This window comes from Roseateles sp. P5_E4 (genome assembly GCF_054049255.1).
This window is the reverse complement of sequence record NZ_JBFUMS010000006.1, coordinates 250,450-276,728: the sequence shown is the minus strand read 5'-3', so window position 1 is coordinate 276,728 and position 26,279 is coordinate 250,450. Positions and strand designations below refer to the sequence as shown.

Genomic DNA, 26,279 nt, shown 5'->3' with positions numbered 1-26,279 from the left:
ACCGAACTTCAGCGAATGACCTTGCCGATCACTTCGATCAGCTTGGCCGGGTCAAAGGGCTTGACCAGCCAGCCGGTGGCGCCGGCAGCCCGGCCCGCCTGCTTCATCGCATCGCTGGACTCGGTGGTCAGGATCAGGATGGGCGTGGTCTTGAACTTGGGGTTCTCGCGCAGCTTCTTGGTCAGGCTGATGCCATCCATGCGCGGCATGTTCTGGTCGGTCAGCACCAGGTCGAAATCACGCTGGCCCGATTTCTCCCAGGCGTCCTGCCCATCCACAGCTTCCACCACGTTGAAGCCGGCGTTCTTGAGCGTGAAGGCCACCATCTGGCGCATCGAGGCCGAATCGTCGACAGCGAGGATTGAGTGCATTTGAGTTTTCTCCGAGAGAACGTTGCCTGGGGGCTGAATTTAGCTTGGGGGGATTCAGAAAAGTTCGATGGAGCCGGCGTCCATCTCATCCTGCGTGACCGGGTTGGGCCGCAGCGGTGCGATCTCGACGACGGCCGCGCCGTCCTCATCATCCGCACCGAAGGCGTCGCGGGCCAATTGGTCGGCGCAGTTGCGCAGGCGCTGGCTGGTGTGAGCGATGAGCTGGGTCGCCATGTCCTGGAACTGCAGCGCGGTGATGGCGCCGGCAATGTCCTGCATGATCTGCTTGAGGCCTTCGGAGGCCGGCGTGCCGTCGCTGCTGCTGAGCAGGGACATGACCTCGCCGGACGCGCTGTAGAAATGCGTGGACAGGGCTTCACCGGCATCGTCGAGAAGGCGCTGCAGGCGCTCAAGGTCGTTCGTCACCGTCATCAGGTGATCCTGCAGTTCCGCGGCCGCCAGCAGCGGCATGGCGGCCACGGCTCCATCGAATTCGGCGGCGGTGGAAGGTTCTGTCTGCATCGTGTCTCCGCGAGGGGATGCTGCTTCTTGTCCCAGCCCTGTGGATACCCTCAGGGCGAATGCATCATGGCATGTTCACTCCTTTTTCGGCCCCTGTCGACCTGGAGATGTCACGAGAACGAGCCGTATTACCGCTCTGACCCGCGTCGAGTGTGGCGCCGGGCCACCTGCCGCGAGCGGCGGCATACTGCGCCCCCATGACGATTTCTGCTGTGGAGCAGGCGCCCCGGGTCCTGCGTGTGCTGCATGTCGAGGACTCCGAACTCGACCATCAACTCATCCTTGCCCAGCTCGGCCGTGCGGGGCTCAAGGTCGAGATGCAGAGGCTGGACGCCTTGCCCGCCGTGCTGGCCGCGCTGGAGCGCCCCTGGGACGCCATCATCTCGGACTACAACCTGCCTGGCTACTCGGGCCTGGATGTGCTGGAGGCGGTGAAGGCACGCCATTTGCTGACGCCCTTCATCCTCGTTTCCGGCGAGATCGGCGAGGACACCGCCGTTGGCGCGATGCGCAATGGCGCCTCCGACTACCTGCTGAAGAACAACCTGAACCGGCTGGCACCGGCCCTGCTGCATGCCATCGACGCCGCCGAGAACGAAAAGGCCCGTGTGGCCGCCGATCACGAACTGGTCAAGTCCAAGCAGCGCCTGCACCAGCTGGCCGGCCACCTGCAGACCAGCGTCGAACTGGAGCGGGCCGCCATCGCGCGGGAGATCCATGACGACGTCGGCGGGTCGTTGACCGCCGTCAAGTTCGACCTCGCCTGGATCGACCGCCATGCCCAGGAGCCTGAGGTGCGCCAGCGCGTTGCCGCGGCATTGGAGACCGTGAATGCCGCCATCGAGGCCAGCCAGCGCATCATGCACAACCTGCGTCCGGCTATCCTGGAGCAGGGCCTGGTTGCCGCCCTGCAGTGGATGACGGCCCGTTTCGAACGCCGCACCGGCATCGAGGCTGGCCTGCGCATCGGCGAAGAGCGGCTGGCGCTGCCCTCCGGCGTGCCGCTGGTGGCTTACCGCACGGCGCAGGAGGCGCTGACCAATGTATCCAAGCATGCGCTGGCGACCCGGGTCGACATCGAACTCAGCCAGGACTCCGGCGTGCTGACGCTGGAGATCCGCGACAACGGGCGCGGCATGGGGCGGGGCGACCTCGCCAAGGAGCGGTCCTTCGGCATCCGTGGCCTGCACGAGCGCGCCGCGACGGTGGGCGGCTGGGTCGACTTGTCCAGCCCGCCGGGCGGCGGCACCAGCCTGATCCTGACCGTGCCGCTGGCCCAGGACGCCATCGACGCACTGGACGACTCGACCGACTTCGGCAAGGATGACGGCCAATCCATCTGGGGACGCGCGTGATCAAGGTCATCCTCTGCGACGACCACGGCCTGATCCGCCGCGGCATCCGTGACACGTTGGCGGATGCCCAGGACATCGAGGTCATTGGCGAGGCCGGCGACTACACCGAGCTGCGCGGCCTGCTGCACACCCTGGGCAAGGACAACCCCTGCGACGTGCTGGTGCTGGACATCAACATGCCCGGCCGCTCCGGCCTGGACGTGCTGCATGTGCTCAAGGACGAGGGCAACCCGGTACGCACGCTGATCGTGTCCATGTATCCCGAGGACCAGTACGCCATCCGCGCGCTCAAGGCCGGCGCCTATGGCTATGTCAACAAGGGCGGCGACCCCGCCACGCTGGTGCAGGCCGTGCGCACCGTGGCCCAGGGCCGAAAATATGTAACGCCCGAGATCGCGCAGATGCTGGTCGAAAGCCTGACCGCGCCCGTCACCGAGCAGGCCCACCACAAGCTCTCCGACCGCGAGCTGCAGACCCTGGTCATGATCGCCTCGGGCAAGCGGCTGTCCGACATCGCCGAGGAGCTGATGCTCAGCCCCAAGACCGTCAGCGTCTACCGTGCCCGCATGCTGGAGAAACTGGGCCTGAGCAACAACTCCGAATTGACGGTCTATGCCATCCGCAACGGACTCGTCGCCAGCTGAATGACGCCGGCACGCCAGGCCTGACGGCCGCCGTTCATCGCCCCTGGCTGTCGATTCGCCACCGCCAGCCGCCGTCCATCGATTGATGACATGCTGTGGCAGCAGCCACTGCACAATCCGCCCCGGTTCCAAATGGGTGGTCGAAAGACCGGTGCTGCTGCGGGCCTGAGGGTCCGCCCAAGCCAACTGTTCAAGGGGGCGTGTCATCGATACCGGATTGCTGAAAGAGTTGCGCATCGACGGTGCGCATCGCGAGGACCATGGCGACGGCGGGCCGCCCAAGTGGGTCTGGGCCCTGGTGGTGGCCGTCGTGCTGCTGGCCGCGGGCGGCGCCTGGGCCTGGTGGTGGCTGTCGGGGAACAAGCCGATCCCGGTGCAGACGGTCACGGTTCGCGCCAACGGTCAGGGCGCCAGCGCCGATGCGGTCCTGCAGGCGACGGGTTATGTGACGGCGCGCCGCATGGCGACCGTCTCGGCCCAGATGACCGGCACGCTGACTGAGGTGCTCATCGACGAGGGCTTCAAGGTCAAGAAGGGGCAGGTCCTGGCCCGGCTCGATGACACCGGCTTGAAGGCCGGCCTCGCCGCGGCCGAGGCGCAGATCCGCACGGCCGAAGCCAATCTCGGCCAGGTGCGCGCCCAGCTCGCCCAGGCCCAGGCCGACGAGCGCCGCCAGGCCGAGCTGAACGCCAGCGGCATGACGACGCGCCAGTCGCGCGAGCAGGCGGCCACGGCGGTGAAGACCGTGTCCGCGCAGATGGAAGCGTCTCAGCGCCAGATCGAGGCCGCCCAGGCCCAGGCGCGGCAGGCGCGCGTCAACTTCGACTACGCCACCGTGCGGGCGCCGTTTGACGGCGTCGTCACGGCCCGCGCGGCGCAGGTGGGCGAGATCATCTCGCCGCTGTCCGCCGGCGGGGGTTTTACCCGTACCGGCGTGGGCACCATCGTCGACATGGACTCGCTGGAGGTGAACGTCGACGTCAACGAGGCCTACATCGCCCAGGTCAAGCCCGACATGCCCTGCGAAGCCGTTCTCGACGCCTACCCGGACTGGAAGATCCCGGCCCATGTCGTTGCCGTCATCCCGAGCGCCGATCGTGGCAAGGCCACGGTCAAGGTGCGTGTGGCACTGGAAAAGAAGGACGAACGTCTGGTGCCCGACATGGGCGTGCGCGTGAGTTTCCTGGCGGCCAAGCCCAAGACCGAAGCCAAACCGGTACCCGGCGTGCTGCTGCCGCCGGAGGCCCTGGTGCAGCGCGACGGCGGCGACGCCGTGTTCGTCGCCCATGACGATCGCGCGGAGCAGCGCGCCGTGAAGCTCGGCGCCGACGCGGGCAAGTTCAAGCTGGTCACCAGCGGATTGAAGGCGGGCGAGACGGTCGTGCTGTCGCCGCCCACCGAACTGAAGCAGGGTTCCAACATCGTGAAGAAGGACTGAAGAGATGAGCGCACTGATCGAGATCCGTGACCTGTCCAAGGTCTACACCCGTGGCAAGCAGAAGGTGGAAGTGCTCCACCACATCGAGCTGGATGTGCAGCAGGGCGACTTCCTTGCTTTGATGGGCCCCTCGGGCTCCGGCAAGACCACGCTGCTCAACCTCATTGGCGGCCTGGACGCTCCCAGCGGCGGCGCCATCAGCGTTGGCGGTGAACGTATCGACAAGCTGTCCGGCGCGGCGCTGGCCAAGTGGCGCGCCTCGCGCGTCGGCTTCGTGTTCCAGTTCTACAACCTGATGCCCACGCTGTCGGCGCAGAAGAATGTCGAGCTGCCGCTGCTGCTGACCAAGCTGTCGGCCGGCGAGCGCAAGAAGCGCGCGGCGATTGCGCTGCAGCTCGTTGGCCTGGCGGACCGCGCCTCGCACAAGCCGACCGAGCTGTCGGGCGGCCAGCAGCAGCGCGTGTCCATCGCGCGGGCCATCGTGTCGGACCCAACGCTGCTGGTCTGCGACGAACCCACCGGCGACCTGGACCGGCAATCCGCCGAGGATGTGCTGACGCTGCTGCAGGCCCTCAACCGCGATCATGGCAAGACCATCGTCATGGTCACCCACGACCCGCGCGCCGCGGCCCGAGCGAGCCACACGCTGCATCTGGACAAGGGCACGCTGGTAACCGAAGCCACCGCTTGAAGGAGCAGATGATGCCCCCACGCTCACTTTGTTCGCTGCCCCCCGAGGGGGCGTCCAGCCTCTTTGAGACGGCTCTGCGGAGGCTGGCATGAAATACCTTCATCTCATCTGGGCGGCGCTGTTCCGGCGCAAGGGCCGGACCTTCCTGACCCTGGTGTCCATCATCACGGCCTTCCTGCTGTTCGGCTTGCTGGACGCGGTGCGTGTCGGCTTCGACCAGGCCGGCAAGAGTGCCAACGGCGCCCAACGGTTGCAGACGGGCTCCAAGCTCAGCTTCATCCAGTTGCTGCCGATGTCGCTGGGCGCACGCATCTCGCAGATCGACGGCGTCAAGGATGTGGCCTTCGCCAACTGGTTCGGCGGCGCCTACCAAAAGCCCGAGAACGCGGTCTTCAGTTTCGCCGTCGCACCCAACTACCTCGACATCTACCCCGAGATGGAAGTCTCGGCCGAGCACCGCAAGGCCTTTGCCGAGACCAAGAATGGCGCCCTCGTCGGCGAAGGCCTGGCGCGCAAATTTGGCTGGAAGGTCGGCGACCAGGTGCCCATGCAGTCCACCATCTTCCCGGACCGCAACGGCAGCCAGAACTGGCCCTTCCAGATCGTCGGCATCATCCACGTGGCGGACAGGAAGGCGGCCGGCTGGTGGGACCAGATGTTCCTGCTGAACTGGAAATACTTCGACGACACCACGCCCTGGAACCAGGGCCAGGTGGGCTGGTATGTGACACGCGTCAAGGATGTGAACCAGGCTGACCGCGTGCTCAAGGCCATCGACGAGATCTCGGCCAACTCCGACCACGAGACGCGCACCCAGACCGAGGCAGCCGCCATGTCCAGCTGGATGAAGCAGGTGGCCGACATCAACCTCATCGTCACCTCCATCATGGGTGCGGTGTTCTTCACGCTGCTGCTGCTGGCCGGCAACACCATGATGCAGGCCGTGCGTGAACGCACCGGCGAGATCGCGGTGCTGAAGACCCTGGGCTTCTCGGGTGAGAGCGTGCTTTCGATGGTGTTGGCTGAGTCGGTGCTGCTGCTGCTGATCGGCGGCACGGCCGGCCTGGGGCTGGCCAGCGTCATCGGCCCCATCGTCAGTCAGGGTAGCGGCGGCGCACTCAACCTGCCGGCGGCAGGGGTGGACAGCTGGATGATCGGCGTGGGCCTGGCCCTGCTGTTCGGCTTGGCCGTCGGCGCGTTGCCGGCGTTGCGCGCCATGCGTATCAACATCACCGATGCACTGGCCGGGAGGGCATGAGCATGAAATTCCTGAAGAACTTCGGCCTCATCCTCCTCACCGTCCTGATGCTGGCCGCGTGGATCCTCATGCCTTGGTATGGCGCCCTCGCGCTGGCCGCGCTGCTGGCGCTGTGGATGCTGCTCTTTCGCAGCGGCGCGCAGGCGCTCTCGGTCACTTCGGTGGGTATCAGCACACTGACGCAGCGGCTGGGCTCCTCGGCCGTCATCGTCGTCGGCATTGCCGGCGTGGTGGGTGTGCTCGTGTCGCTGCTGGCCATGGCCGAGGGCTATGCGCAGACCCTGCGCAACTCGGGCAGCCTGGACACCGCCATCGTCATGCGCGGCGCATCCGCCAACGAGGTGTCGTCGTCGCTGACGCGGGAGGACGTCGTGCAGATCGGGCAGGCGCCGGGCGTGTCCCGCAATGCCAAGGGCGAGCCCATTCTGTCGGCCGAAACCGTGGTGGCGGCCAACCTGCCGGTCAAGGGCGGCAAGGCCGGCGACCAGGGCAGCGCCCAGGTGCGCGGCATCAGCGAAGCCGCCTTCACCGTGCGGCCCAATGTCAAGATCGTCGAGGGCAAGGTTTTCCAGCCGGGCCTGCGGGAACTGGTCGTCGGCAAGGGCGCGGTGCGGCAGTTCGACGGGCTCACGGTGGGCGCCACGTTGAAGCTCGGCAACCAGCCCTGGACCGTCGTCGGCGTCTTCGCCTCAGGCGACGCGATGGAGTCCGAACTGTGGGGCGACGCGACGATGGTCAACGACGCCTACCGGCGTGGCAACGGGGCCAACTCAGCCACGGTGAAACTGGACAGCCCGGCAGCGATCAAGGCCTTCAGCGAATCGCTGGAGAACAACCCGCAGCTCAAGGTCAAGGCGACCACGACGGTGGAGTTCTTCGCCAAGCAGAGCGAGCAGATGACCAAGATCCTGCGCATCATCGGCATCGTGGTCGGCTCCATCATGGCCGTGGGGGCGGTGTTCGGCGCGCTGAACACCATGTTCGCCGCCGTTGCCGCGCGGGCCCGCGAGATCGCCACGCTGCGCGCCATCGGCTTTCGCGGCCTCCCGGTCGTTGTCGCCGTGATGCTGGAGACAACGCTGCTGGCCTTGATCGGCGGCCTCATCGGCGGCGGCATCGCCTGGCTGATCTTCAACGGCTACGAGGCCTCCACGATGGCGGCCGGCTCGGTCGGCAAGCTCAGCTTCAACCTGGCCGTGTCGCCGGGCCTGCTGTGGGAGGGTATCAAGTGGGCCTTGGCCATCGGCTTCGTGGGTGGCCTGTTCCCTGCGGTGCGGGCGGCTTCGCTGCCTGTGACGACGGCGTTGCGCGAGGCCTAACTGAATGCTGACAGCAGACGCTCCAGCGCCACCATGAACGGCGTCTGCATCAGCGGCAGGGTGGCCACCATGCCGATCAGGCCGATGCTGACGGTCAGCGGGAAGCCGACCGAGAAGACACCGATCTGAGGCGCGACGCGCGAGATGACGCCGAGCACGAGGTTGACGAACATCAGCATCGTGATCAGCGGCAGCGCGATCCACAGCCCGATGCTGAAGATCTCGGCCCCCCATTGCTGGGGCGTGGCCACGCGCAGGAAGGCGAAGGGTTCGCCGCCGACCGGGAAGGCGTGGAAGCTCTGGATCAGCGCGTTGATCAGCAGCAGATGGCCGTTGATGGCGATGAACAGGAAGGCCACCATGCTGCCGAAGAAGCGCGCGCTGGCCGTGCCCTGGGCGCCGGTGCTGGGGTCGAAGAAGCCGGCGAAGTTCAGGCCCATCTGCAGGCCGATGATTTCGCCGGCGAACTCCAGTGCCGCGAACACGATGCGCACCGCAAAGCCCATGGACAGGCCGATCAGCAGCTGCTGGGCGACCAGCAGCGTCAGCGCGGGCAGCGAGTCCAGCGGCGTGACCGGCATCGCCGGCAGTGAGGGCTGGGAGGCGACCGAGATGAAGAGGGCCAGGCCCACGCGCAGGCGCAGCGGCACATTGCGCTGGCTGAAGGTGGGCATGCCGGCGAACAGGGCCAGCGTGCGGATGAAGGGCCACAGGAGTGGGTTCAGCCAGGCGAGGAGTTGGGCTTCGGTGACGGAGAACATTTGGTATTTGTTGCTCCGGTTATTGCCTGTCGCCTGAGGACGTGCTGCGTTCGGTGCTTTGGGTTGGCGCCACGTTGCCGGGAGTCCGTCCCCGCCGCCGGGCGGGACTCCCGGCAACGTGGCGACAAGCCAAAGCAGCGAACAGCCCCGCGCTCATCGCAGCAACCCGCTACCCCACCACATTCGGAATGGTCATCAACGTCCTTTGGATGTACTCGACCAACGTCGTCATCATCCAAGGCCCCGCGACCGCCAGCGTCAGCACTGTGGCGATGACCTTGGGCACGAAGGACAGCGTCGCCTCGTTGATCTGCGTGGCCGCCTGGATCACGCTGACGACGACGCCGACGAGCAGCACGACGATGAGCACCGGTGCGGCCACCAGCATCATCATGTACAGGCCCTGCTGGCCAAAGGTGAAGACTTGTTGTGCGTCCATCTGTTTCCTTTGCGGGACTGACCTGGAGGCGTACTCGCCGACAGCTCTGTCCCCAACTGACTAAGTCACAAAGCTCGCGGCAAGAGAACCGAGAAGCAAATTCCATCCATCCGCAAGAACGAACAGCATCAGCTTGAAGGGCAGGGCGACGAGCACCGGCGACAGCATCATCATGCCCAGGCTCATCAGCACGCTCGCCACGATCATGTCGATGACGAGGAAGGGGATGAAGATCAGGAAGGCGATCTGGAAGGCGCTCTTCAGCTCGCTGGTCACGAAGGCCGGCACCAGCACCTTGAACGGCACGTCCTCGGCCTTGACGCTGGCATCCAGCTTGGCCAGGCGCGAGAACAGGGCCACGTCGGCCTGGCGCGTCTGCTTGAGCATGAAGCCGCGCATCGGCACCTCGGCGCGCTTCAAGGCCTCGTCGAACTGGATGGTGCCGGCGCTGTAGGGCTGCCAGGCCTCGGCGTAGACCTTGTCCAGCGTCGGGCTCATGACGAAGAAAGTCAGGAAGAGCGACAGGCCGACGATGACCTGGTTGGGCGGCGCGGCCTGCGTGCCCAGCGCCTGGCGCATCAGGCTCAGCACGATGGCGATGCGCGTGAAGGCCGTCATCATCAGGATGACTGCGGGCAGGAAGCCCAGGGCGGTGAAGAACAGCAGCGTCTGGATCGGCACCGAGTAGCTGCCGCCCGCACCCTGCCCAATCAGCAGCGGCACGGTGGCCGGCGGCGTCTGGGCTTGGGCAAAGGCGGCACCGGCTGCGAGCAGCAACGTGGCGCCAAGCAGGGGCTTAAGACGCATCTTGGCGCTCCTTGCTCAGCAGCTTGGCAAAGCTGGCTGGCGGGACGGGCTCGGCCTGCGGCGGCATCACATGCAGCGTCGTGATGTTCTGGGCCGTGGCCCCAAGCACCAGCCAGCGGCGGTCATCGCCCTGGCCGACCTCGACGACGAGGATGCGCTGGTTCGGCGCCGTGGGCAGTTGCGCCACGACACGCAGCACGCCGACAGCCGCCGCGCCACCCAGCGGCGTGCGCTTGAGCAGCCACAGCGCGACCGGGATCAGCGCGACGATGCCGAGGAACCAGAGAAAGGGGAGCAGGCCGGAAGCATTCATGCCTCGGCATTCTGCGGACGGACTTGAGCTGCCGAACCCCCTAAATGGCCCGGCAAACCCTTGGTTGTCCGAAGACCATGCCTCGGGCGTGGTCTCAAGCGGCCTTGGACAGGCGGCGCATGCGCTCGGAAGGCGTGACGATGTCTGTCAGCCGGATGCCGAACTTGTCGTTCACGACCACCACCTCGCCCTGGGCGATCAGGTAGCCGTTGACCAGCACGTCCATCGGCTCGCCGGCCAGCGCGTCCAGCTCCACGACCGAGCCCTGAGCCAGTTGCAGGATGTTCTTGATCGGGATGCGGGTGCGGCCCAGTTCAACGGTCAGCTGGACGGGGATGTCCAGGATCATGTTGATGTCATTGCCCGGACCCGCGCCGCTGGTCGGCGTGAAGTTGGCGAAGCTGGGCGTGGAAACCTGCTCCGGCACCTCGGTAACGACCTCGGTCGCGGTGGAGGGGGCGGGCGCGGCCTCGGCCAGCGCCGCGGCCCACTCGGCCGCCATCGCGTCTTGTTCTTCTTGGCTGGGTGAATCAGGGCTCATGTTTGGCTCCCAACCAGCTCTCTTGAGGGCCGGTCAGCATCTTGTCGATCTTGAGGGCATAACGCCCGTTGGACGTGCCGTAGTGGCAGTCGAAGACGGGCACGCCGTCCACCTTGGTCTGGATCATGGGGTCCAGGTCCAGTTCGATGAAATCGCCCGGCTTGAAGGCCAGCAATTGCTCGACGGTGGCCGGCGCCGTGCCCAGCTCCGCCACCAGTTCAACTTCGGCCGATTGGATCTGGGTCTTGAGCAGATTGATCCAGCGCCGGTCCGGCTCGGAGGAGTCGCCGACCGTCGTCGAATACAGCACGTCGCGGATGGGTTCCAGCGTCGAGTAGGGGATGCAGAAATAAATGGTGCCGCTGGTCTCGCCGATTTCCAGCGTGAACGAGGTCGACACGACGATCTCGCTGGGCGTGGCGATGGTGGCGAACTGGGGCTGCATCTCCGAGCGCTGGTATTCCAGCTCGAGCGGATAGATGCCCTTCCAGGCCTTGTGGTACTCGGCGAGGATGACCTCGACGATGCGGGTGATGACGCGCTGCTCGGTGGGCGAGAAGTCGCGGCCCTCGATGCGGGCGTGGAACTTGCCGATGCCGCCGAACAGGGAATCGATGACGGCGAACACCAGCGTCGGGTCGCAGACGATCAGCCCGCTGCCGCGCAGCGGCTTCACCGACACGATGTTGAAGTTGGTCGGGACGACGATCTCGCGCAGGAAGGCGCTGTACTTCTGCACCTTGATGCCGCCGATGGCGACTTCCGGGCTCTTGCGGATGAAGTTGAACAGGCCGACACGGATGTTGCGCGCGAACCGTTCGTTGATGATTTCCATCGTGGGCATGCGCCCACGAACGATGCGTTCCTGGCTGGCGAGGTTGTACTCGCGTATGCCGCCGACCTGCTCCTCTTCCTGCTCGAGCTTTTGGCTCTCGCCGGTGATGCCCTGGAGCAGTGCATCGACTTCGTCTTGGGAAAGGATCTGCTGATTCATTGCTGACCCAGGCTTACTGGACGATGAAGTTGGAGAACAGGACTTGCGTCACCGGGCTTTCGACGTGGGCCTTTTTCTTCTTTTTCTTCTTGGGCGCGTCGGCGGCTTCGTGCTCGTCGTCCTCATCGAGCTCGATCCCCATGGGGCGCACCGACTCGCGCATGATGTCCTTGGCGAGCTTGTCCTTGCCCTCGCGGGTCAAAAGCTCGGCGGCGGTCTTGTGCGCCAGCACCATCAGCACATTGCTGCGGATGGCGGGCATGTAGGCCTTGATCTGGTCGGCGAACTTCGGGTCTTCGACCTGCAGCGTGATGCCGATCTGGGCGAAGCGGTCCACGTCCTTGTCCGCCAGGTTGACCGTGAAGGGGTCCAGCGGCACGAAGGTGGGCGGGTGGTCGCTCTTGGCGTGGGCCTTGGGCTTGGCCGGGCTCTCGGTGGTGGCTTCGGCGCCGTCTTCACCGTCCTCGGCAACGGGCTTCTTCTTGAGCAGCATGACGGCCGCGCCGCCGCCCACCAGCACCAGCACCAGCACGGCGGCGAGGATGATGATGAGCTTCTTGCTGCCGCCCCCCTTGGGCGCGGCAGTTTCCGCAGCAGCCGGCGCAGTCGCCATGAGCACTCCTTGAGACGTCCATCGCCCAGGCCAGCCACTGCAGGCCGTGGGCACATGCGCTGGATTATTGACCCCGGGCCCGCCGGGCAAGCGCCGATTAGCTGGAGCGAGGTGTGCCTATTTCCGCTTCAGCTTCAGGCAAATGTGTCGAGCAGGCCGACGGCGCGCCGGGTGGGGGCCGCCGCGGTGCCGGCGGCGATGCGCCCGCCGCCGGTCGTTGTGCGCGAACTGCGGTCGTCACCGCTGTTGCCGGCGTCGGCATCGCTGCCCCTGGGATCCTTCTGATCCTGCTGGGTTTGCTGGAAGACGCCCCCTCCCGACAAGGTCAGTCCCTGGCTCTGCAGCGCGGCTGCCAGGTCGGGCAGGCTCTGCTCCAGCGCCTGGCGGGTTTCGGCCTGGGCGGCATGGAAGGAGACCTGCGCCTGGGAGCCGTCGATGACGATCTGCACCGCCACCGGGCCCATGTCGGCCGGGTTGAGCTGCAACTCGGCCTGCTGCACACCGTCCACCGCCAGCAGGCTGACGCGCGCGCCAAGCTCGGGCGCGAAGGCATTGCTGTGAACGGCGGCCTGCACCTGGCCACTGGCGCTGACCGGTGCGGTGTCGGCCGCGGCTGCCAGGGCCGGCATGGCCTGGGCGAGCACCGCGGCGAAGCTGGTGGGGAGGGCATCAGGCGAGGTGGCCGCGTGAGCCGTGCTGGCATCGCCGGAGGAGGCGGCTTGCAGGGCGTCACTGTGGATGGCCGCGCGTGCCGCCACCTTGTCGGCGGCAATGGCTTGTTCCACGCCCTTGGCGCGAGGCGCGACGTCCTGTGAGGTGGCGTCCGCCGGGCGGCGCTCGAAAGCTCCAGCCGAAGCGGCATCAGCGCCGGTACCGGCGCGGGCGGTTGATGGGCTGTCGTCGTCGGCCAGCCGGTTGATGCGCCCGCGGGCGACATGCTTGCCGCCAGGCGTGTCGTCTGCCGTGGCCTCGGCGCCCGGCTGAGCGGCCACGATGGCCTGGGCGGGCAAGGCCGGCGGCGTCAGGCCGATGAGCTGGGTGAACTCGGCCAGGCCGGAGGTTTCAAGGTCTTGCGCGCCGTCGCCGTCGGTCGTGGCGACGGTGCTGTCATCGCCTGCCTCGCCGCTGACGGCTCCCTGCTCGGGTTTGGCCGAAGCTGCAGCATCGGGCGTGCGGCCCTGCGCCGGTTTGGCGGGTGCAGGCACAGCAGGGCGGCGGGTTGCGGCTGTGGCGGCAGCTGGCGCGGGCTCGTGGGTCGGGGACTCAGGCTCGCGCGGCACCGGATCGGCGTGGGCCGGCGGCGTCGGCAACCCAGGCTGGTCGTTCAGGAATTGCGCAAAGCTCGGCCCGCCGGCCGAACCGCTGCCGGGCAGGGCGGGGTGGGCGGGCTGAGAAGCTTGAACGGAGGGCAGGGCGGCCGGCTTGGGAGCGATGGTCTGCGAGGAGGCGAGCATGGTGGCGGCCTCCTCAGGCGTGCGCCATGCGCCGCAGGTGGGCGCGGGCGGCAAATTCGTCGGTGGCGCGCTGTTCGCTGCGCTGCACCGCTTTGGCGGCTTCGGCCTGGCGGCGGGCGATCAGCTGGCGCAAGGCGGCGACGCGCATCTCGGCCTGGCCGAGGGCCTCGCGGGCGCGCACCTGGCGCTGGTCGGCGTGGCTGGCGACGTGGCCCTGCGTGTCCACGGCCTGGTCGATGCGGCGGCCAAAGCTCTGGTAGCAGCCGACGATGTCCATGGTCGTGGCCTGGGCGAAGGATTGCGTCCAACGCTGCTGGTAGTCCTGACGGTAGCCGGACAGCTCGCCATGCTGGGCACGGGCGGCCTGGGCCTGGGTGCTGGCGGCATGCAAGGCCTGAGCGGCGGCGTCGCGCTCGTTCTCGGCGCGTTCCAGCAGCAGGCTCAGTGTGTCTTTGGCGGGTGCACTCATCTCAAACTCCAGCACAGCGCCCGGCGACCCCGACAGGGGGCCCGGCGCTCAGTCGATATCGGCGGCCCGACCCGAAAGGTTAGGCGCCTTGGACCACGGCCTGCAATTGGCTGACGCTGGCGTGAAGAAGTGCCGGGCTGTGCATGTCCTGCTGCAGCAGCCGCGTCATGTCGGCATGCAGGCGTACGGCCAGGTCCAGCTCGGGGTCGCTGCCCGGGGCATAGGCGCCAAGCTGGATCAGGTCGCGGGCCTTGTTGTATTTCGCCAGAAGCTGGCGGAATCGACGCGCGGAATCGACCTGGTTTTGGGGTGCAACACTGGTCATCACCCGGGAAATGGAGCGCTCGATGTCGATGGCCGGGTAGTGGCCGGCCTCGGCCAGGTCGCGCGACAGCACGATGTGGCCGTCCAGGATGCCCCGCGCCGCGTCGGCGATGGGGTCCTGCGGGTCGTCGCCCTCGGTCAGCACCGTGTAGAAGGCGGTGATGGAACCCTCGCCCGGCAACCCATTGCCGCTGCGCTCCACCAGCTGCGGCAGCTTGGCGAAGCAGCTCGGCGGATAGCCCTTGGTGGCCGGCGGCTCGCCGATGGCCAGGGCAATCTCGCGCTGGGCCATCGCATAGCGGGTCAGCGAATCCATCAGCAGCAGCACATGGCGGCCCTGATCGCGGAAATGTTCCGCAATCGCCGTGGCGTAGTGCGCGCCCTGCATGCGCATCAGCGGCGGCGAATCGGCGGGTGCGGCGACGACGACGCTGCGCTGGCGGCCTTCAATGCCGAGGATGTCCTCGATGAATTCCTTGACTTCGCGGCCGCGCTCGCCGATCAGGCCGACGACGATGACATCGGCCTGGGTGTAGCGGGCCATCATGCCCAGCAGCACCGACTTGCCGACGCCAGTGCCGGCGAACAGCCCGAGGCGCTGGCCCCGGCCGACGGTCAGCAGTGCGTTGATGGCGCGAACGCCGGTGTCCAGCGGGATGCGCACCGGGTCGCGGTCCATCGCGTTGATGGGGCGCCGCACCATGGGTTCGTTGTGGATGTCGGCCAGCTCGCCGCCGCGGTCCAGCGGGTGGCCATGCGGGTCGACGACGCGGCCGAGCAGGCCGTCGCCCATCGGCAGGTGCAGGCCGCGGTCCTCGCCGCGGCGCCAGGGGTGCAAGGGCTGGCCGAGTTGGGGAGCGAGCGGCGGCAGGTGGCGCGGCACGACGGTGGCGCCGCTGGACAGGCCCTGGACCTCGTCGGTGGGCATCAGATAGGCGCGGTCCCCCGAGAAGCCGACGACTTCGGCATTCACTGGCGCCGAGCCGCGGCGCGGGCTGTTGCCGCTGCTGGGCATCTGGATGCGGCAGACCGAGCCCATCGGCACCTTGATGCCGGTGGCTTCCAGCACCAGGCCGGCCACGCGAACCAGCTTGCCGTGGGATTCCAGCGGCGCGGTGTTGGCCGCCAGCGTCTCAAGGTCGGCGAGATAGCGCTGCCAGCGATCGGTGCGCGCCGAAGTCATTCGTCCTCCGTGCGCCGGTCTTCCCAGATCGATTGCTGGCCGATGGCCGAGACGGCCTGTTGCCAGCGCGTGGCAATCGTCGCGTCGACGCTGGCAATGTCGGCATCCACCTTGACGCCGCCGCGCGGCACCTCGGGATCGGGGATGAGCTGCGCCTCGCGGGCCTGCAACTCGTTGCCGGCGCCTTCCTGCACCAGGGGGTGGTCATCGGGGTGGACACGCACGCGCACGTGGCGCGCCGACAACTGCAGGGCCTCGACGGCGTCGTGGGCCACACGGGCGATCAGCTCGGGGCGTTGCTCAAGCTCGCTGCGCACGACCTGGCGGGCCAGCTCGACGGCGATACGGGCGATGGACTGGGCCATCTCGTCTTCCAGCGAGCGCATCTCGGTATCAAAGCCCGTCACTAGCGTGCCGAGCTGCTTGCTCATCTGCTGGGCAAAGCTCTGCTTGAAGGCGTCCAGCGCGGCCATGCCATCGCGGTAGCCGTCCTGATAGCCGCTCTGGCGCGCGGCGTGTAGCAGTTCCTGCGCGCTGGGTTCGGGCGGGGGCGGCGGCTCTACCGGTGCGGCGGCGGTGGGTGTGGCCGGCGGGTTGCCGGGGCGCATCGGCGCGAAGGGCGAGGGTGCGGCGTTGCCCAGGTTGTCGAGGTTCCAGGCCTTGGCGCCCTGGAGTTCCTCGCCAGGAATGAAGCGGGCATAGCTGCCACGCCGATCAGTCTCACGGCGATCGGGCGGCGGGACTTGCCGCGGGGGTTGGCGACCGGTGGCCATGTCAGTTGCTCCAATGTGCGTCGTTGCGCACCAGGGATTCTGCGGGCCGGGCGCCGGGCCGCTCCCTAGCCGGCCCGCGCTGGCGATGTGCTTGCCGGTCGAACTGGCAAGCATCGCCGTCCCCTCGGGGGCTGAGGCCGGACACATTGCGCCCAGTGGGCGCGATGTGCCTGCCGAAGAGCTGCGGCACATGCCGCAGCGCGGTCTGCAAGACCGGCCAAGGTAAGCCTTGGACGAGGGGCTTCATGTTCTAGACGAATTGGTCGTCGCCGCCGCCGACCAGCACGATCTGGCCCTCGTCGACGAGGCGGCGCACGATCTTGAGCATTTCCTTCTGCTCGGCCTCGACCTCGGACAGCCGCACCGGCCCGCGGGTCTCGAGGTCCTCGCGCAGCGTCTCGGCGGCGCGGGTGGACATGTTGCGGAAGATCTTTTCTCGCAGCTCAGCGCCGGCGCCCTTGAGTGCGACGATGAGTGCCTCGCTCTGCACTTCCTTGAGCACGGCCTGGATGCCCTTGTCCTCGATCTTGTTCAGATCGTCGAAGGTGAACATGTTGTCCATGATCTTCTGCGCCAGGTCGGAGTCGGCCTCGCGGATGTAGTCCAGCACCGAGGCCTCGACGCTGGAGCCCATCATGTTGATGATCTCAGCGGCCGTCTTGGCGCCGCCCAGCGAGCTCTTCTTCATGCGCTCGCCGCCGGCCAGGATCTGGCTCATCACTTCGTTGAGGTCCTTCAGCGCCGTTGGCTGGATGCCGTCCAGCGTGGCGATGCGGATCAGCACCTCATTGCGGCCGCGTTCGGTGAACATCTTCAGCACCGAGCTGGTCTGGTCGAAATCCAGGTGGGCCAGGATGGCCGCGATGATCTGCGGGTGTTCGTTGCGCAGCAGCTCGGCGACGCTGGCGGCGTCCATCCACTTCAGGCTCTCGATGGAGGAGACGTCGCTGCCCTGCAGGATGCGGTCCAGCAGCAGGTTGGCCTTGTCCTCGCCGAGGGCCTTGCGCAGCACGGCGCGCACGTATTCGTCGGTGTCGGTGACCAGGGTGCTCTGGGTCTCGGCGACGGCATCGAACTTGTCGAGCACGGTCTCGACCTGGGCCCGCTTGATGACCTTGAGCTTGGCGATCTGCTCCCCCAGCGCCTGCACCTCTTTGGGCGACAGATGCTTGAAGACCTCGCTGGCTTCTTCTTCGCCCAGCGACATCAACAGGATTGCAGCGTTCTCTATGCCCTTGTCATCCATGATCAAACCTCATTGCGAGGCGTAGTGCCTTCCGGGCCGCGCGCCGGGCCGCTCCCAAGCCGGCCCGCCATGGCGGTGTGCTTGCGGCTCAACGCCGCAAGCATCGCCGTCCCCTCGGGGGACCGGCCAAGGTACGCCTTGGACGAGGGGTTCATTTTCACGCAGCCGTCTCGCCGGCCATCCAGTCGCGCATGATGTTGGCGACCGCTACCGGATTGTCGCGGGCCAGGGCGCGGGCACGCTCGAGTTTTTCGTTATGAATCGGCGCTTCAAGGCGCGGCATGCCGGCGCCCCCAGGCAGCAGCTCTTCGTCATCGACGACTTCATCCACCGTCTCGGCCTTGTCCTCGGGCGGCTGCGGCGCCGCGGCCTTGATGGCGGGGCGGATCATGCCGAAGACGGCGATCAGCGCGATGGCGACGAAGGCCAGCGGCACGATGGCGCTGCGAGCAACGTCCAGCAGCCAGGGTTGCTTCCAGATCGGCACATCGGCCGGTTCGGTCTTGTCGACGACGAAGGGCGCGCTGATGACCTTGACCGAGTCGCCGCGCTCGGTGTTGAAGCCCATGGCTTCCTTGACGAGGTCGGTCAGGCGCGTGATCTCTTCAGCCGGCACGGGCTGCTGTGTCGTCTTGCCCTTGGCATCGGTCACCGAGCGGTGGTTGACGACGATGGCCGCGTTCAGGCGCTTGACGTTGCCGACCGCGCCGCGCGTGACGCGTACGGTCTTGTCGACCTCGTAGTTGGTGACCTGTTCGCGACGGCTGTTGCCGCCAGCTCCCGCTCCTTGAGCGGCCTGCAGCGGGGCGCTGGCGCCGTTGACCGGGGCGGTGGCCGGCACAGGCGGTTGGTTGGTGGCAGCACCGGGTACGCCGGTGGGCGTGGCGTTGCTGGCGTTGTTGCTCTCGTTGCTCTGGCTGGAGCGCACCGCAGCCTGGGCTCCTGCGCCCTGGTTGGGGCGGTACTCCTCGGCGGTGGCCTCGGTCTGTGAGAAGTCCACGTCGGCGGTGACGGAGGAGCGCAGGTTGTCGCGCCCGACAACGGGCTCCAGCAATTCGAAGATGCGCTTGTTGAAGCCGGCTTCGACCTGCTGCTTGTAGAGCAGCTGCTGGCTGTCGAGTCCGGTGGCGGTGTCCGCGCCGGTCTGGGAGATCAGGGCGCCGGTCTGGTCCAGTACGCTGACGGCCTTGGGATTGAGCTCGGGCACGGCACTGGAGACGAGGTGCACGATGCCGGCGATCTGGTTGCGATCCAGCGTGCGGCCGCCGCGCAGGGTCAGCACGACGGAGGCGCTGGGCTTTTGCTGCTCGCGGAAGAAGCCGTTCTGCTGCGGGATGGCCAGGTGCACGCGGGCATCGGCCACGTCCGACATGGCGGTGATGGTGCGTGTCAGCTCGCCTTCCAGACCGCGTTGGAAGTTCAGGCGTTCGTTGAACTGGGTCTGGCCGATGCTGGACTTGTCCATCAGCTCGAAGCCGACGGCGTTGCCGGTGCCGCCCTTGGGCAGGCCCATCGCCGCCAGCTTCATGCGCAGCTCGTAAACCTGGCCGGCGGGCACGAGGATGGTGCCGCCTGCCTCATGCTTGTAGGGCACCTGCAGGGCCGACAGCTGGCCGATGACGGCGCCACCGTCCTTGTCGGCCAGTCCGCTGAACAGCGGGCGGTAGTCGCCCTGGCTGGACCAGAGCGTGATGGCCAGCACGGCGCCGGCCAGCGCGGCCAGGCCGGCGCCCATGGTCAGCTTGCTGCGCAGCGGCAGGCCGTTCAAGCGCTGCACGAAGTTGGGCTGGGCGTTGATCGGGGTGATCATCACCGGGGCAGCAGCAGCAGAGGCGCTCAGGGCGTTGTCCATCGGATGGGCGAGTACAGCGGGGGCCGGGGAATCCGGCGATGGCGCAAATTATTCGTGCCGGGCCCTTAAAGAAAGCGCCGAAGTGGCCGACTGAGCCCGCGCATCTCCGCCCTTAGTGCGCGTGACTTGCTGCCAAAGTCCTGCCCCATGGACATGAAGTTGCGCCCCTTCGACTTTGCACAGGCCGCCGCCCGAGCGGGCCTGGCGGTCAATGGCACGCCGCTTGCGCCCAAGCCGGCCGCCACGTCAGGCGCCAGCTTCGGCGACGCGATGACGCAGGCGCTGAAGAATGTCAGCGCCTCGCAGAACGAGGCCGCCCGCCTGCAGCGCGAGGTGCAACTGGACAACCCGACCGTCAGCCTTGAAGAGACCATGGTCTCGATGCAGAAGGCGCAGATCGGCTTCCAGGCCACGCTGCAGGTCAGGAACCGCCTGGTCTCGGCCTACTCCGAGATCATGAACATGCAGATCTAGCGGCTTTCGGGCCGAGCGCTGGGCCGCTCCCGAGCCGGCCCGGCTTGGCGATGTGCTTGTGGCTCAATGCCGCAAGCATCGCCGTCCCTTCGGGGCTGAGGCCGGACACATGGCGCCCAGTGGGCGGCATGTGCCTGCCGAAGCGTTGCGGCCTTAGCCGCAGCGCGGTCCCGACCAGACTTGCCCGCGTCCAGCGCGGCAAGGCTGGGCGAGGGGCACCACTCAGCAAGCGCCTTTTCGTGCGTCTGCTCCGCAGATCGCTGGCCGGCCCAACGGGTTCAAGTCCAGATACAGCTGCTGGTTGCGGTCGTTGGAGATGCCGATGCGCGTCCATTCCAGCGCCCGGCCCATGCCGGCCTGGAAGGTGACGCTCTGGCCAGACTGCAGCAGCGTGCCTTTGTGCTCGCGGGAGTTGATGGCGCCGAGCTCGCAGCGCGGCACGCCTGTGGCGCAGTCGCAGGGCGCGGTGCGGCTGGTGCCCCAGCACCATTGCGCGCCACTGCTGAAGCTGACATAGATGTTGCGGCCCTCGTCCACGCTCAGGCCGCGGGCGCGGCGCAGGTCCTGCTCCAGCATCTCGGCCACGTGGCGCAGGCGCTGGCGGGCCAGATAACTCGCGTAGCTGGGCACGGCCGCCGACAGGATGATGCCCAGCACGGCCAGCACGAAAACCACCTCGAGAAGCGTGAAACCTTGCCCCTCGGCGCGCGAGTACGCGCACCGGTCCCCCGAGGGAACGCGGGCTGGCTTGGGAGCGGCCCTGCGCTCAGCCCGTCCGCCGGCCGCGTTCATGGATCCAGCTTCAGCAGGCGACGGCGCTTTTGCGTCTGGTCCACATAGACCTGCAGCGAGCGGCCGGCGTTGGCATCGAGGTCGACGAAGGAGCATCCCAGCTGCTGCATGCCGCTCGTATCGCCGGCGATGGGGCTGACATGGTGGGGCAGCAGGGTGACGCGCAGGGCGCTGATGCGATCCAGCTCGAGCACCAGGCCGTCGCTGACCTCGCCCACGGGCAGGGGGCTGAAATCGGGCGGCAGGGCCAGCGCGAGGCCGCCGATGCTGAGGTCCAGCACGCGCAGTGCGCGGCCGGGTTGCTCGGCGCCAGGCAGCACGATGCGCGGATAGGCACTGCCGGCCGGTTGCACGCGGAAGGACTGACGGCGCTGGAAGCGGTACAGGCGGGCGGGCAGCGCGCTGCGCAGCACCGTGCCCTGTTCGCCGCTGACGAGGACGGGGCCCTCGAGTTCGAATTGCAGCTTGATGGCGCCGAGGTAGGCGACGGCGGTGATCTCGCCCTCGGCCACCAGGGCCTGGCTGATGCCGTCGGGATCGGTGCCGATCTCCAGGCCGATGAGGTCGGCGTCGGCGTCCAGCGCGACGATGCGGCTGGACAGGCTCTGGCCCTGGGGGCCGCTCAGCAGCACGCCGGAATTCTCGCGCTGCAGTTGCTGCAGATACGCCGCGATCTCGGCAGTGGAGGCGACGCGCAGTTCCTCGGAGGTGGGTTCAAGAGCGCTCATGCCAGGATGGTAGCTGCGCGGGTTGGTTTTGCGGGCCGAGCGCCGGGCCGCCCCTAGCCGGCCCGCCTTGGGCGATGTGCTTGCGGCTCGACGCCGCAAGCATCGCCGTCCCCTCGGGGGACCGGCTGGACTCGCCCGCGTTCAGCAGGGCGAGACCGGACGAGGGGCTCAATGCACCATCCTGCTCTTGCCCTTCATCACATGATCCAGGTCTTCCAGCCAGGGTTCGGCCAGATGGCGGATCTCGGCGTCATTGAGCAGGATGCGCTGCATGATGCGGGTCTTCAGCGCCGATTCACTCGGGGCCAGCTGGGATTGGTTGGCGGCGGACTTGAGCTGCGAGATCAGCAGCACGCAGGCACCTTCGAGCTTGACGACTTCATCCCAGTTGCCGGTGCGGGCAGCTGACAGCATGTCGGCGCTGGCTTGTTCGATGGCCTCGTAATAGTTGAGCAGTTCGGAATTCATGGGGGCGTACCGGAAAGCGTGAGCAGGGCGGGGCGGAATGGGCGGATCAGGCGGCCCTGGGCGGGCGCACTGCGGGGTTGTCGGCGATGGCTTGCCAGGCGTCACGTACTGGCGCCAGCAGACGCTTGCACTCCTCGATGGCAGCGACGTCGCTGTGCAGGTTGGCTTGGGTCAGCCGCATGCACAGATACGCGTAAAGGTCGCGCAGGTCGTGGGCCAGCGGGGTGGATTCGAGGTTGAGGGCAGCCTTGAGACCTTCGTCCAGGATGCGCACACAGCGGCACAGTGAGTTGTTCTTGACCGGCGTGTTGCCTGCCTGGATCGCGGCCAGGGCCATGTTCATGCCTTCCATGACGCCGTCGAACAGCAGGGCGACGAGGCGGTGCGGGCTGGCGCTGAGGACATCGGTCTCGACGCCGACCTTGCCGTAGGCGGAGCCGGCGCGGTGAGCTCGGGAAGCAAACGGGGAGGAGGATCCGTACATGGGGGCTCTCTGGGCTGGATACCTTCAAATTTCGGCGCCCGGCCGGGGAACTTGAGGCGACCAACCCCCGCTGGCGGCATGAAAAAGGCGCCCTAAGGCGCCTTGTTTGCAATTCTTCACGGGCTCAGCTCGACGAGGTGCTGCCGAACTGCTTGTTGACATAGGACGACAGCGCGCTGAGCTGGCTCATCTTGGTGTCCAGCGCGCTGTACTGCGCGCGCAGGCGCTTTTCGGTCAATGTCAGCGAGTCCTGCATGTGGTCGATCGTGGCGTCGTTGCTGGCGATGCGCTTTTGCAGGCTGCTCTGGCCGTTGGTGATGGCGCCGTCCGTGCCCAGGATCTGGGTGGCAAAGGTGTTCCATTGCAGAGCGAAGCCCCGGTTGCGCGGCGTGGCGGCGTCCGGCGCGGCGAACAGCTTCTTCAAGTCCGTGAGATTGGTCAGCGCCTTGTCGAGCTTCGTCGAGTTGACCGTCAGCGTGCCGTTCTGGCCGGGTTCCAGGCCGATGTCGGCCAGGCGGCCGAAGGCGCCGGCGAGTGTCGTGCTGCCGCCGGTGATGCCGCGCAGCATCTGTTGCACGGAAACTGCCTTGCTGTCGCCCTGAAGCACACCGGCGGTCTTGGTGCCGGCGTCGTACTTGGTCTGGTCGCGCATCAGGTTGAGCAGCTTGTTGTAGGAGTCTGCGAAATCCGTGATCGCCTTCTTGATGCTGGTCGTGTCGTTGCTGGTGCCGATGCTGATGGCGCTGGCCGTCGTCTTGAGCAGGGTCACGCTCATGCCGTCGGTGATGCCGGTCAGCGTGTTGCTTTCGGAGGTCAGGTCCAGCCCGTCCCAGTTGAACTGGGCATTGCTGGCGGCCTGGGTCTGGGCCATGCCTGCGCCGCTGCCGGGATCGTAGGTCAGGTCGGCCAGGGCGGCATCGGGGCTCGTGATCTGGAAGGCCTGGTTCTCGCCGGTGCTCAGCGACCGGATGACCAGGCGCGTGCCGGCCGCGTCGTTCACCAGGCTGGCGTTGACACCGACATTGGCGGCGTTGATCTTGTCGCGGATGCTGGACAGCGTGTCGGTCGCACTGACGGTGATGGCGGCGGGCGTGCCGCTGCCGGCGGTGAAGACCGGCGGGTCACCGGCCCAACGGCCCAGGGCGATGGTCAGGGTGCCGTCACCCAGGGTTTCGCTGCCACCAGTGAAGATGCGGCTGGCCACAGACTGGGCCGAGGCCAGCTGGCTGACCTTGAGCAGATGGTTCTGGCTGCCCGCGCTGCTGGCGCTGACGGTGGCGACCGAGCTGTCCGACACGCTGACCGTGGAAGCGTTCCACAGGCTGGCGTCGGACAGCTTCTGAGCGGCCGTCTGCATGCTGGATACGGCCGACTGCAGCTGGCCGTAAGCGGAGATCTTGGTCTGAAGCCTGGCAGAAGCCTGCTTGATGTTGTTGATCGGCTGCTGCTCGATCGACATCAGCTTGCTGACCAGGCTCTCGACATCAAGACCACTGCCGATACCGAGCGATGAGATGGTGGCCATAGCCCTTTCCTGTTAAGACCCGTTCCGTAACGCCTTCGGCATGCCGGTGGCGAACTTTAGGAAAACTTTCGCGGGGCCGGCGCTGAAATGACAACGCCGGGACTTCCGACACGCGGATCCCGGCGTTTTTGGGTGCGGCGGGCGACTCAGCCCTTGAGCAGTTGCAGCACCTGCTGCGGCAGCTGGTTGGCCTGAGCGACCATGGCGTTGCCAGCCTGTTGCAGGATCTGTGCCCGCGACATGTTGGACGTTTCCTGGGCGTAGTCGGCATCCATGATGCGCGAGCGGGCTGCGGTCTGGTTCTCGACGGCGACCTGCAGGTTGGCGATCACCGAGTCGAAGCGGTTCTGCGTCGCACCGTAGGTGGAGCGGGCCAGATTGACCTGGGCGAGGGCGAAGTCCAGGAACTGGACGGCCACCGACGGGTCACCTTCGTCGCCGTTGGCGCCCGTCAGGGCGGGCGGCGCGCCAGCGGCGGAGAAATCCACCGCCGCGGTCGGCGGTACGCCCCCTGTACCGCTGCCGGAGGCGCCAAGAATGTTGATCTTGGTGCTGTTGATGGCAGCTTCCAGGGCGCCGTCGTTGCCGTTGGGCGTGCCGCTGGTTCCCAGGGTCGTCGTCAGGATGTCGCTTTGGGTGATGACGATCTGGTCATCCACCGTGGCGTTGGCGCCGACCTGGAACGTGAACGAGGTCGCCGCGCCGGTCAGGATCTGCGAACCGTTGAAGTTGGTATTGCGGATCAGCCGCCCCACTTCGGTCTGCAACTGCGTGAACTCGTTGTTCAGCGCCGCGCGGTCCTGCACGTTGTTGGTGCCGTTGGCGGCCTGCACGGCCAGTTCACGCATGCGTTGCAGCATGTCGCCAACCTTGCCGAGCGAGCCTTCAGCCGTCTGCGCCAGCGAGATGCCGTCATTGGCATTGCGCATGGCGACCGACATGCCACGGACCTGGGTGTTCATCCGTTCGGCGATCGCCAGACCGGCGGCGTCGTCCTTGGCGGAATTCACACGCATGCCAGAAGACAGGCGCTGCATCGACACCGCCAGCAGCCCTTGGGAACTGTTCAGGTTCCGCTGCGCGTTCATCGATGCGATGTTGGTATTGATCGTCTGGGGCATTTAAGCACTCCTGCAACAGCCCGGTTGATTCCGGTGTCCGCGCCGCAGAAGTCAGCGACGCGATGGAGTGAATTGTGTTGGTGCCCTGCGCAGGTCAAACCTGCGAACAACGGTCAAAACCACGGCTATTAAGGAAGCGTTGTTCAACGCTTCTCAAGCCCGTGCCGGCGGTGCCCCACCGCCGGCGGCCTTGCTTCTATCAGCCGCCGCGCAGCAGCGTCAGCACCTGCTGGGGCAGTTGGTTGGCCTGCGAGATCATCGCCGTGCCGGCCTGCTGCAGGATCTGCGCACGGCTCAGATTGGCGGTTTCGCTGGCGTAGTCAGCGTCCATGATGCGGCTGCGCGCGGCCGACTGGCTTTCCACCGACACCTGCAGGCTGGAGATGACGGCGTCGAAGCGGTTCTGGGCGGCACCGAAGGTGGAGCGGGCCGTGTTCACCTGGGACAGCGCCTGGTCGATCTTGGCGACCGAGTCCAGCGCACCTTTGGTGCCTGTGCCGGTGTAGAGATCGAAGGTGGCGCCGGTACCGGCCGCGCCGACCAGCAGGATGTCGGTGTTGGTCGTGTTGGTGACCTCGGCCAGGGCGCCCTGGTTGGTGCTGGCAGCGGTGGCGGCATTCAGGATGTCGGCACCGGTGATCGTGATGGTGTCGTTGGCCGTCGCGTTGGCGCCCACCTGGAAGGTGGTGGCTGCGGAGCCCGTCAGGATGGAGTTGCCGTTGAAGTTGGTGTTGCTTGACAGGCGCGTGATTTCGGACTGCAGCAGCGAGAATTCATTGTTCAGCGCAGTGCGGTCGTCGATGTTGTTCGTGCCGTTGGCTGATTGAACGGCCAGTTCACGCATGCGCTGCAGCATGTCGCCGATCTTGCCCAGCGCGCCTTCAGCGGTCTGCGCAAAGGAGATGCCATCGTTGGCGTTGCGGATGGCCACGCTCATGCCGCGCACCTGGGTGTTCATGCGTTCGGCGATGGCCAGGCCAGCGGCGTCGTCCTTGGCCGAGTTGACACGCAGGCCCGACGAGAGGCGCTGCATGCTGACCATCAGCGAGCCCTGCGAGGCGGACGTGTTGCGCTGAGCGTTCAGCGAGGCGAGGTTGGTGTTGATGATTGCGGACATGGCGCGTTCCTTTCAGTGCCAATAGGTTGAATCCGAGCCCTGGGCAGCCGGCGCATGGGGCCTTGTGGCCTGTTGCTTGGGCTGACGAGCTGGGACCCGTTGAAACCGTTATCGGACCGGTCGGGGGAACGCTTGAGAGTGATCCTTTGTAAAACGGGCCGCTCAATCTCGCGAATTGCGGGGTGATTGGCGGCCTTTTAAGG

Annotated in this window: 29 protein-coding genes; 7 read left to right on the top strand and 22 right to left on the bottom strand. The window is 66.9% G+C overall.

Annotation, left to right across the window (positions count from 1 at the left end; translation table 11 throughout):
• Positions 1–8 precede the first annotated feature (8 nt).
• On the bottom strand, positions 9–371 hold the full coding sequence (locus ACXJLH_RS14240) for a response regulator (protein ID WP_056199337.1): 363 nt from the start codon (positions 369–371) through the stop codon (positions 9–11).
• 54 nt (positions 372–425) lie between these two features.
• The gene (locus tag ACXJLH_RS14235; RefSeq protein ID WP_056199334.1) at positions 426–893 is read right to left on the bottom strand and encodes a hypothetical protein; all 468 of its coding nucleotides are present in this window, start codon (positions 891–893) and stop codon (positions 426–428) included.
• 197 nt (positions 894–1,090) lie between these two features.
• Here ACXJLH_RS14235 and ACXJLH_RS14230 point away from each other — a divergent pair, with 197 nt between their 5' ends.
• From ACXJLH_RS14230 to ACXJLH_RS14205, 6 genes are all read left to right on the top strand, one after another.
• Entirely contained in the window at positions 1,091–2,248 is a 1,158-nt protein-coding gene (locus tag ACXJLH_RS14230; RefSeq protein WP_457444758.1) for a response regulator, read from the top strand.
• On the top strand, positions 2,245–2,892 hold the full coding sequence (locus ACXJLH_RS14225) for a response regulator (protein ID WP_056199324.1): 648 nt from the start codon (positions 2,245–2,247) through the stop codon (positions 2,890–2,892). Before ACXJLH_RS14230 ends, ACXJLH_RS14225 begins: the two co-directional genes overlap by 4 nt.
• 217 nt (positions 2,893–3,109) lie before the next feature.
• Complete coding sequence (locus ACXJLH_RS14220) at positions 3,110–4,330, top strand: efflux RND transporter periplasmic adaptor subunit (protein WP_457444756.1); 1,221 nt, start codon at positions 3,110–3,112, stop codon at positions 4,328–4,330.
• 4 nt (positions 4,331–4,334) lie between these two features.
• Positions 4,335–5,021 carry an ABC transporter ATP-binding protein gene (locus tag ACXJLH_RS14215; protein WP_056199321.1) on the top strand — a complete coding sequence of 229 codons (687 nt, stop codon included), beginning with the start codon at positions 4,335–4,337 and terminating at the stop codon, positions 5,019–5,021.
• 88 nt (positions 5,022–5,109) lie between these two features.
• A complete protein-coding gene (locus ACXJLH_RS14210) occupies positions 5,110–6,279 on the top strand; it encodes an ABC transporter permease (protein WP_056199318.1) in 1,170 nt (389 codons plus the stop codon).
• A 2-nt stretch (positions 6,280–6,281) separates the two neighbouring features.
• On the top strand, positions 6,282–7,598 hold the full coding sequence (locus tag ACXJLH_RS14205; protein WP_457444754.1) for an ABC transporter permease: 1,317 nt from the start codon (positions 6,282–6,284) through the stop codon (positions 7,596–7,598).
• Here the strand turns inward: ACXJLH_RS14205 and fliR are convergent.
• The 13 genes from fliR to fliF form a co-directional block, all read right to left on the bottom strand.
• On the bottom strand, positions 7,595–8,359 hold the full coding sequence (fliR, locus tag ACXJLH_RS14200; protein ID WP_056199310.1) for a flagellar biosynthetic protein FliR: 765 nt from the start codon (positions 8,357–8,359) through the stop codon (positions 7,595–7,597). The two genes, ACXJLH_RS14205 and fliR, sit on opposite strands and share 4 nt — an antisense overlap.
• Positions 8,360–8,528: 169 nt before the next feature.
• The gene (gene fliQ / locus ACXJLH_RS14195; protein WP_056199307.1) at positions 8,529–8,798 is read right to left on the bottom strand and encodes a flagellar biosynthesis protein FliQ; all 270 of its coding nucleotides are present in this window, start codon (positions 8,796–8,798) and stop codon (positions 8,529–8,531) included.
• 60 nt (positions 8,799–8,858) lie between these two features.
• The gene (fliP, locus tag ACXJLH_RS14190) at positions 8,859–9,605 is read right to left on the bottom strand and encodes a flagellar type III secretion system pore protein FliP (RefSeq protein ID WP_056199304.1); all 747 of its coding nucleotides are present in this window, start codon (positions 9,603–9,605) and stop codon (positions 8,859–8,861) included.
• Positions 9,595–9,918, bottom strand: a complete 324-nt coding sequence (locus ACXJLH_RS14185; RefSeq protein WP_457392232.1) for a FliO/MopB family protein — start codon at positions 9,916–9,918, stop codon at positions 9,595–9,597. Before ACXJLH_RS14185 ends, fliP begins: the two co-directional genes overlap by 11 nt.
• Before the next feature lie 94 nt (positions 9,919–10,012).
• Entirely contained in the window at positions 10,013–10,459 is a 447-nt protein-coding gene (gene fliN / locus ACXJLH_RS14180) for a flagellar motor switch protein FliN (protein ID WP_056199299.1), read from the bottom strand.
• A complete protein-coding gene (fliM, locus tag ACXJLH_RS14175) occupies positions 10,449–11,453 on the bottom strand; it encodes a flagellar motor switch protein FliM (protein ID WP_057295840.1) in 1,005 nt (334 codons plus the stop codon). Before fliM ends, fliN begins: the two co-directional genes overlap by 11 nt.
• Before the next feature lie 13 nt (positions 11,454–11,466).
• Positions 11,467–12,066: a flagellar basal body-associated FliL family protein gene (locus tag ACXJLH_RS14170; protein WP_056199292.1), complete on the bottom strand. Its 600-nt coding sequence runs from the start codon at positions 12,064–12,066 to the stop codon at positions 11,467–11,469.
• A 134-nt stretch (positions 12,067–12,200) separates the two neighbouring features.
• Entirely contained in the window at positions 12,201–13,520 is a 1,320-nt protein-coding gene (locus ACXJLH_RS14165) for a flagellar hook-length control protein FliK (RefSeq protein WP_457444752.1), read from the bottom strand.
• 13 nt (positions 13,521–13,533) lie between these two features.
• Positions 13,534–13,989: a flagellar export protein FliJ gene (gene fliJ / locus ACXJLH_RS14160; protein ID WP_056199287.1), complete on the bottom strand. Its 456-nt coding sequence runs from the start codon at positions 13,987–13,989 to the stop codon at positions 13,534–13,536.
• Between the two features lie 79 nt (positions 13,990–14,068).
• Positions 14,069–15,496: a flagellar protein export ATPase FliI gene (gene fliI / locus ACXJLH_RS14155; protein WP_056199284.1), complete on the bottom strand. Its 1,428-nt coding sequence runs from the start codon at positions 15,494–15,496 to the stop codon at positions 14,069–14,071.
• Positions 15,493–16,269, bottom strand: coding sequence for a FliH/SctL family protein (locus ACXJLH_RS14150; RefSeq protein WP_056199282.1), 777 nt, complete (start codon positions 16,267–16,269; stop codon positions 15,493–15,495). The genes fliI and ACXJLH_RS14150 overlap by 4 nt, the downstream gene beginning before the upstream one ends.
• 250 nt (positions 16,270–16,519) lie before the next feature.
• The gene (gene fliG / locus ACXJLH_RS14145; protein WP_056199280.1) at positions 16,520–17,515 is read right to left on the bottom strand and encodes a flagellar motor switch protein FliG; all 996 of its coding nucleotides are present in this window, start codon (positions 17,513–17,515) and stop codon (positions 16,520–16,522) included.
• A gap of 157 nt (positions 17,516–17,672) precedes the next feature.
• Positions 17,673–19,325 carry a flagellar basal-body MS-ring/collar protein FliF gene (gene fliF, locus ACXJLH_RS14140; protein ID WP_457444750.1) on the bottom strand — a complete coding sequence of 551 codons (1,653 nt, stop codon included), beginning with the start codon at positions 19,323–19,325 and terminating at the stop codon, positions 17,673–17,675.
• Between the two features lie 189 nt (positions 19,326–19,514).
• Here fliF and fliE point away from each other — a divergent pair, with 189 nt between their 5' ends.
• A complete protein-coding gene (fliE, locus tag ACXJLH_RS14135; protein ID WP_056199272.1) occupies positions 19,515–19,841 on the top strand; it encodes a flagellar hook-basal body complex protein FliE in 327 nt (108 codons plus the stop codon).
• 222 nt (positions 19,842–20,063) lie between these two features.
• Here fliE and ACXJLH_RS14130 read toward each other — a convergent pair whose 3' ends face one another.
• The 7 genes from ACXJLH_RS14130 to ACXJLH_RS14100 all read right to left on the bottom strand — a co-directional run bounded on the left by ACXJLH_RS14130 (position 20,064) and on the right by ACXJLH_RS14100 (position 26,076).
• Positions 20,064–20,633 carry a pilus assembly FimT family protein gene (locus tag ACXJLH_RS14130; protein ID WP_268795266.1) on the bottom strand — a complete coding sequence of 190 codons (570 nt, stop codon included), beginning with the start codon at positions 20,631–20,633 and terminating at the stop codon, positions 20,064–20,066.
• Positions 20,630–21,361, bottom strand: coding sequence for a flagellar brake protein (locus ACXJLH_RS14125; RefSeq protein WP_056199265.1), 732 nt, complete (start codon positions 21,359–21,361; stop codon positions 20,630–20,632). Before ACXJLH_RS14125 ends, ACXJLH_RS14130 begins: the two co-directional genes overlap by 4 nt.
• A 168-nt stretch (positions 21,362–21,529) precedes the next feature.
• Positions 21,530–21,829 carry a flagellar protein FliT gene (locus tag ACXJLH_RS14120; protein WP_056199261.1) on the bottom strand — a complete coding sequence of 100 codons (300 nt, stop codon included), beginning with the start codon at positions 21,827–21,829 and terminating at the stop codon, positions 21,530–21,532.
• 46 nt (positions 21,830–21,875) lie between these two features.
• On the bottom strand, positions 21,876–22,313 hold the full coding sequence (fliS, locus tag ACXJLH_RS14115) for a flagellar export chaperone FliS (protein ID WP_056199259.1): 438 nt from the start codon (positions 22,311–22,313) through the stop codon (positions 21,876–21,878).
• A gap of 124 nt (positions 22,314–22,437) precedes the next feature.
• The gene (fliD, locus tag ACXJLH_RS14110; RefSeq protein ID WP_457392250.1) at positions 22,438–23,838 is read right to left on the bottom strand and encodes a flagellar filament capping protein FliD; all 1,401 of its coding nucleotides are present in this window, start codon (positions 23,836–23,838) and stop codon (positions 22,438–22,440) included.
• A 146-nt stretch (positions 23,839–23,984) separates the two neighbouring features.
• Positions 23,985–24,959 carry a flagellin N-terminal helical domain-containing protein gene (locus ACXJLH_RS14105; RefSeq protein WP_056199253.1) on the bottom strand — a complete coding sequence of 325 codons (975 nt, stop codon included), beginning with the start codon at positions 24,957–24,959 and terminating at the stop codon, positions 23,985–23,987.
• Positions 24,960–25,158: 199 nt separating this feature from the next.
• The gene (locus ACXJLH_RS14100) at positions 25,159–26,076 is read right to left on the bottom strand and encodes a flagellin N-terminal helical domain-containing protein (protein ID WP_056199250.1); all 918 of its coding nucleotides are present in this window, start codon (positions 26,074–26,076) and stop codon (positions 25,159–25,161) included.
• Positions 26,077–26,279: the final 203 nt, after the last annotated feature.

Excerpts from the sequence above, each read along its gene's own strand:
- ACXJLH_RS14240 (WP_056199337.1), bottom strand. The coding sequence starts at position 371 with ATGCACTCAATCCTCGCTGTCGACGATTCGGCCTCGATGCGCCAGATG.
- ACXJLH_RS14235 (WP_056199334.1), bottom strand. The coding sequence starts at position 893 with ATGCAGACAGAACCTTCCACCGCCGCCGAATTCGATGGAGCCGTGGCC.
- ACXJLH_RS14230 (WP_457444758.1), top strand. The coding sequence starts at position 1,091 with ATGACGATTTCTGCTGTGGAGCAGGCGCCCCGGGTCCTGCGTGTGCTG.
- ACXJLH_RS14215 (WP_056199321.1), top strand. The coding sequence starts at position 4,335 with ATGAGCGCACTGATCGAGATCCGTGACCTGTCCAAGGTCTACACCCGT.
- ACXJLH_RS14210 (WP_056199318.1), top strand. The coding sequence starts at position 5,110 with ATGAAATACCTTCATCTCATCTGGGCGGCGCTGTTCCGGCGCAAGGGC.
- ACXJLH_RS14205 (WP_457444754.1), top strand. The coding sequence starts at position 6,282 with ATGAAATTCCTGAAGAACTTCGGCCTCATCCTCCTCACCGTCCTGATG.
- fliR (WP_056199310.1), bottom strand. The coding sequence starts at position 8,359 with ATGTTCTCCGTCACCGAAGCCCAACTCCTCGCCTGGCTGAACCCACTC.
- fliQ (WP_056199307.1), bottom strand. The coding sequence starts at position 8,798 with ATGGACGCACAACAAGTCTTCACCTTTGGCCAGCAGGGCCTGTACATG.
- fliP (WP_056199304.1), bottom strand. The coding sequence starts at position 9,605 with ATGCGTCTTAAGCCCCTGCTTGGCGCCACGTTGCTGCTCGCAGCCGGT.
- ACXJLH_RS14185 (WP_457392232.1), bottom strand. The coding sequence starts at position 9,918 with ATGAATGCTTCCGGCCTGCTCCCCTTTCTCTGGTTCCTCGGCATCGTC.
- fliN (WP_056199299.1), bottom strand. The coding sequence starts at position 10,459 with ATGAGCCCTGATTCACCCAGCCAAGAAGAACAAGACGCGATGGCGGCC.
- fliM (WP_057295840.1), bottom strand. The coding sequence starts at position 11,453 with ATGAATCAGCAGATCCTTTCCCAAGACGAAGTCGATGCACTGCTCCAG.
- ACXJLH_RS14170 (WP_056199292.1), bottom strand. The coding sequence starts at position 12,066 with ATGGCGACTGCGCCGGCTGCTGCGGAAACTGCCGCGCCCAAGGGGGGC.
- ACXJLH_RS14165 (WP_457444752.1), bottom strand. The coding sequence starts at position 13,520 with ATGCTCGCCTCCTCGCAGACCATCGCTCCCAAGCCGGCCGCCCTGCCC.
- fliJ (WP_056199287.1), bottom strand. The coding sequence starts at position 13,989 with ATGAGTGCACCCGCCAAAGACACACTGAGCCTGCTGCTGGAACGCGCC.
- fliI (WP_056199284.1), bottom strand. The coding sequence starts at position 15,496 with ATGACTTCGGCGCGCACCGATCGCTGGCAGCGCTATCTCGCCGACCTT.
- ACXJLH_RS14150 (WP_056199282.1), bottom strand. The coding sequence starts at position 16,269 with ATGGCCACCGGTCGCCAACCCCCGCGGCAAGTCCCGCCGCCCGATCGC.
- fliG (WP_056199280.1), bottom strand. The coding sequence starts at position 17,515 with ATGGATGACAAGGGCATAGAGAACGCTGCAATCCTGTTGATGTCGCTG.
- fliF (WP_457444750.1), bottom strand. The coding sequence starts at position 19,325 with ATGATCACCCCGATCAACGCCCAGCCCAACTTCGTGCAGCGCTTGAAC.
- fliE (WP_056199272.1), top strand. The coding sequence starts at position 19,515 with ATGGACATGAAGTTGCGCCCCTTCGACTTTGCACAGGCCGCCGCCCGA.
- ACXJLH_RS14130 (WP_268795266.1), bottom strand. The coding sequence starts at position 20,633 with ATGAACGCGGCCGGCGGACGGGCTGAGCGCAGGGCCGCTCCCAAGCCA.
- ACXJLH_RS14125 (WP_056199265.1), bottom strand. The coding sequence starts at position 21,361 with ATGAGCGCTCTTGAACCCACCTCCGAGGAACTGCGCGTCGCCTCCACT.
- ACXJLH_RS14120 (WP_056199261.1), bottom strand. The coding sequence starts at position 21,829 with ATGAATTCCGAACTGCTCAACTATTACGAGGCCATCGAACAAGCCAGC.
- fliS (WP_056199259.1), bottom strand. The coding sequence starts at position 22,313 with ATGTACGGATCCTCCTCCCCGTTTGCTTCCCGAGCTCACCGCGCCGGC.
- fliD (WP_457392250.1), bottom strand. The coding sequence starts at position 23,838 with ATGGCCACCATCTCATCGCTCGGTATCGGCAGTGGTCTTGATGTCGAG.
- ACXJLH_RS14105 (WP_056199253.1), bottom strand. The coding sequence starts at position 24,959 with ATGCCCCAGACGATCAATACCAACATCGCATCGATGAACGCGCAGCGG.
- ACXJLH_RS14100 (WP_056199250.1), bottom strand. The coding sequence starts at position 26,076 with ATGTCCGCAATCATCAACACCAACCTCGCCTCGCTGAACGCTCAGCGC.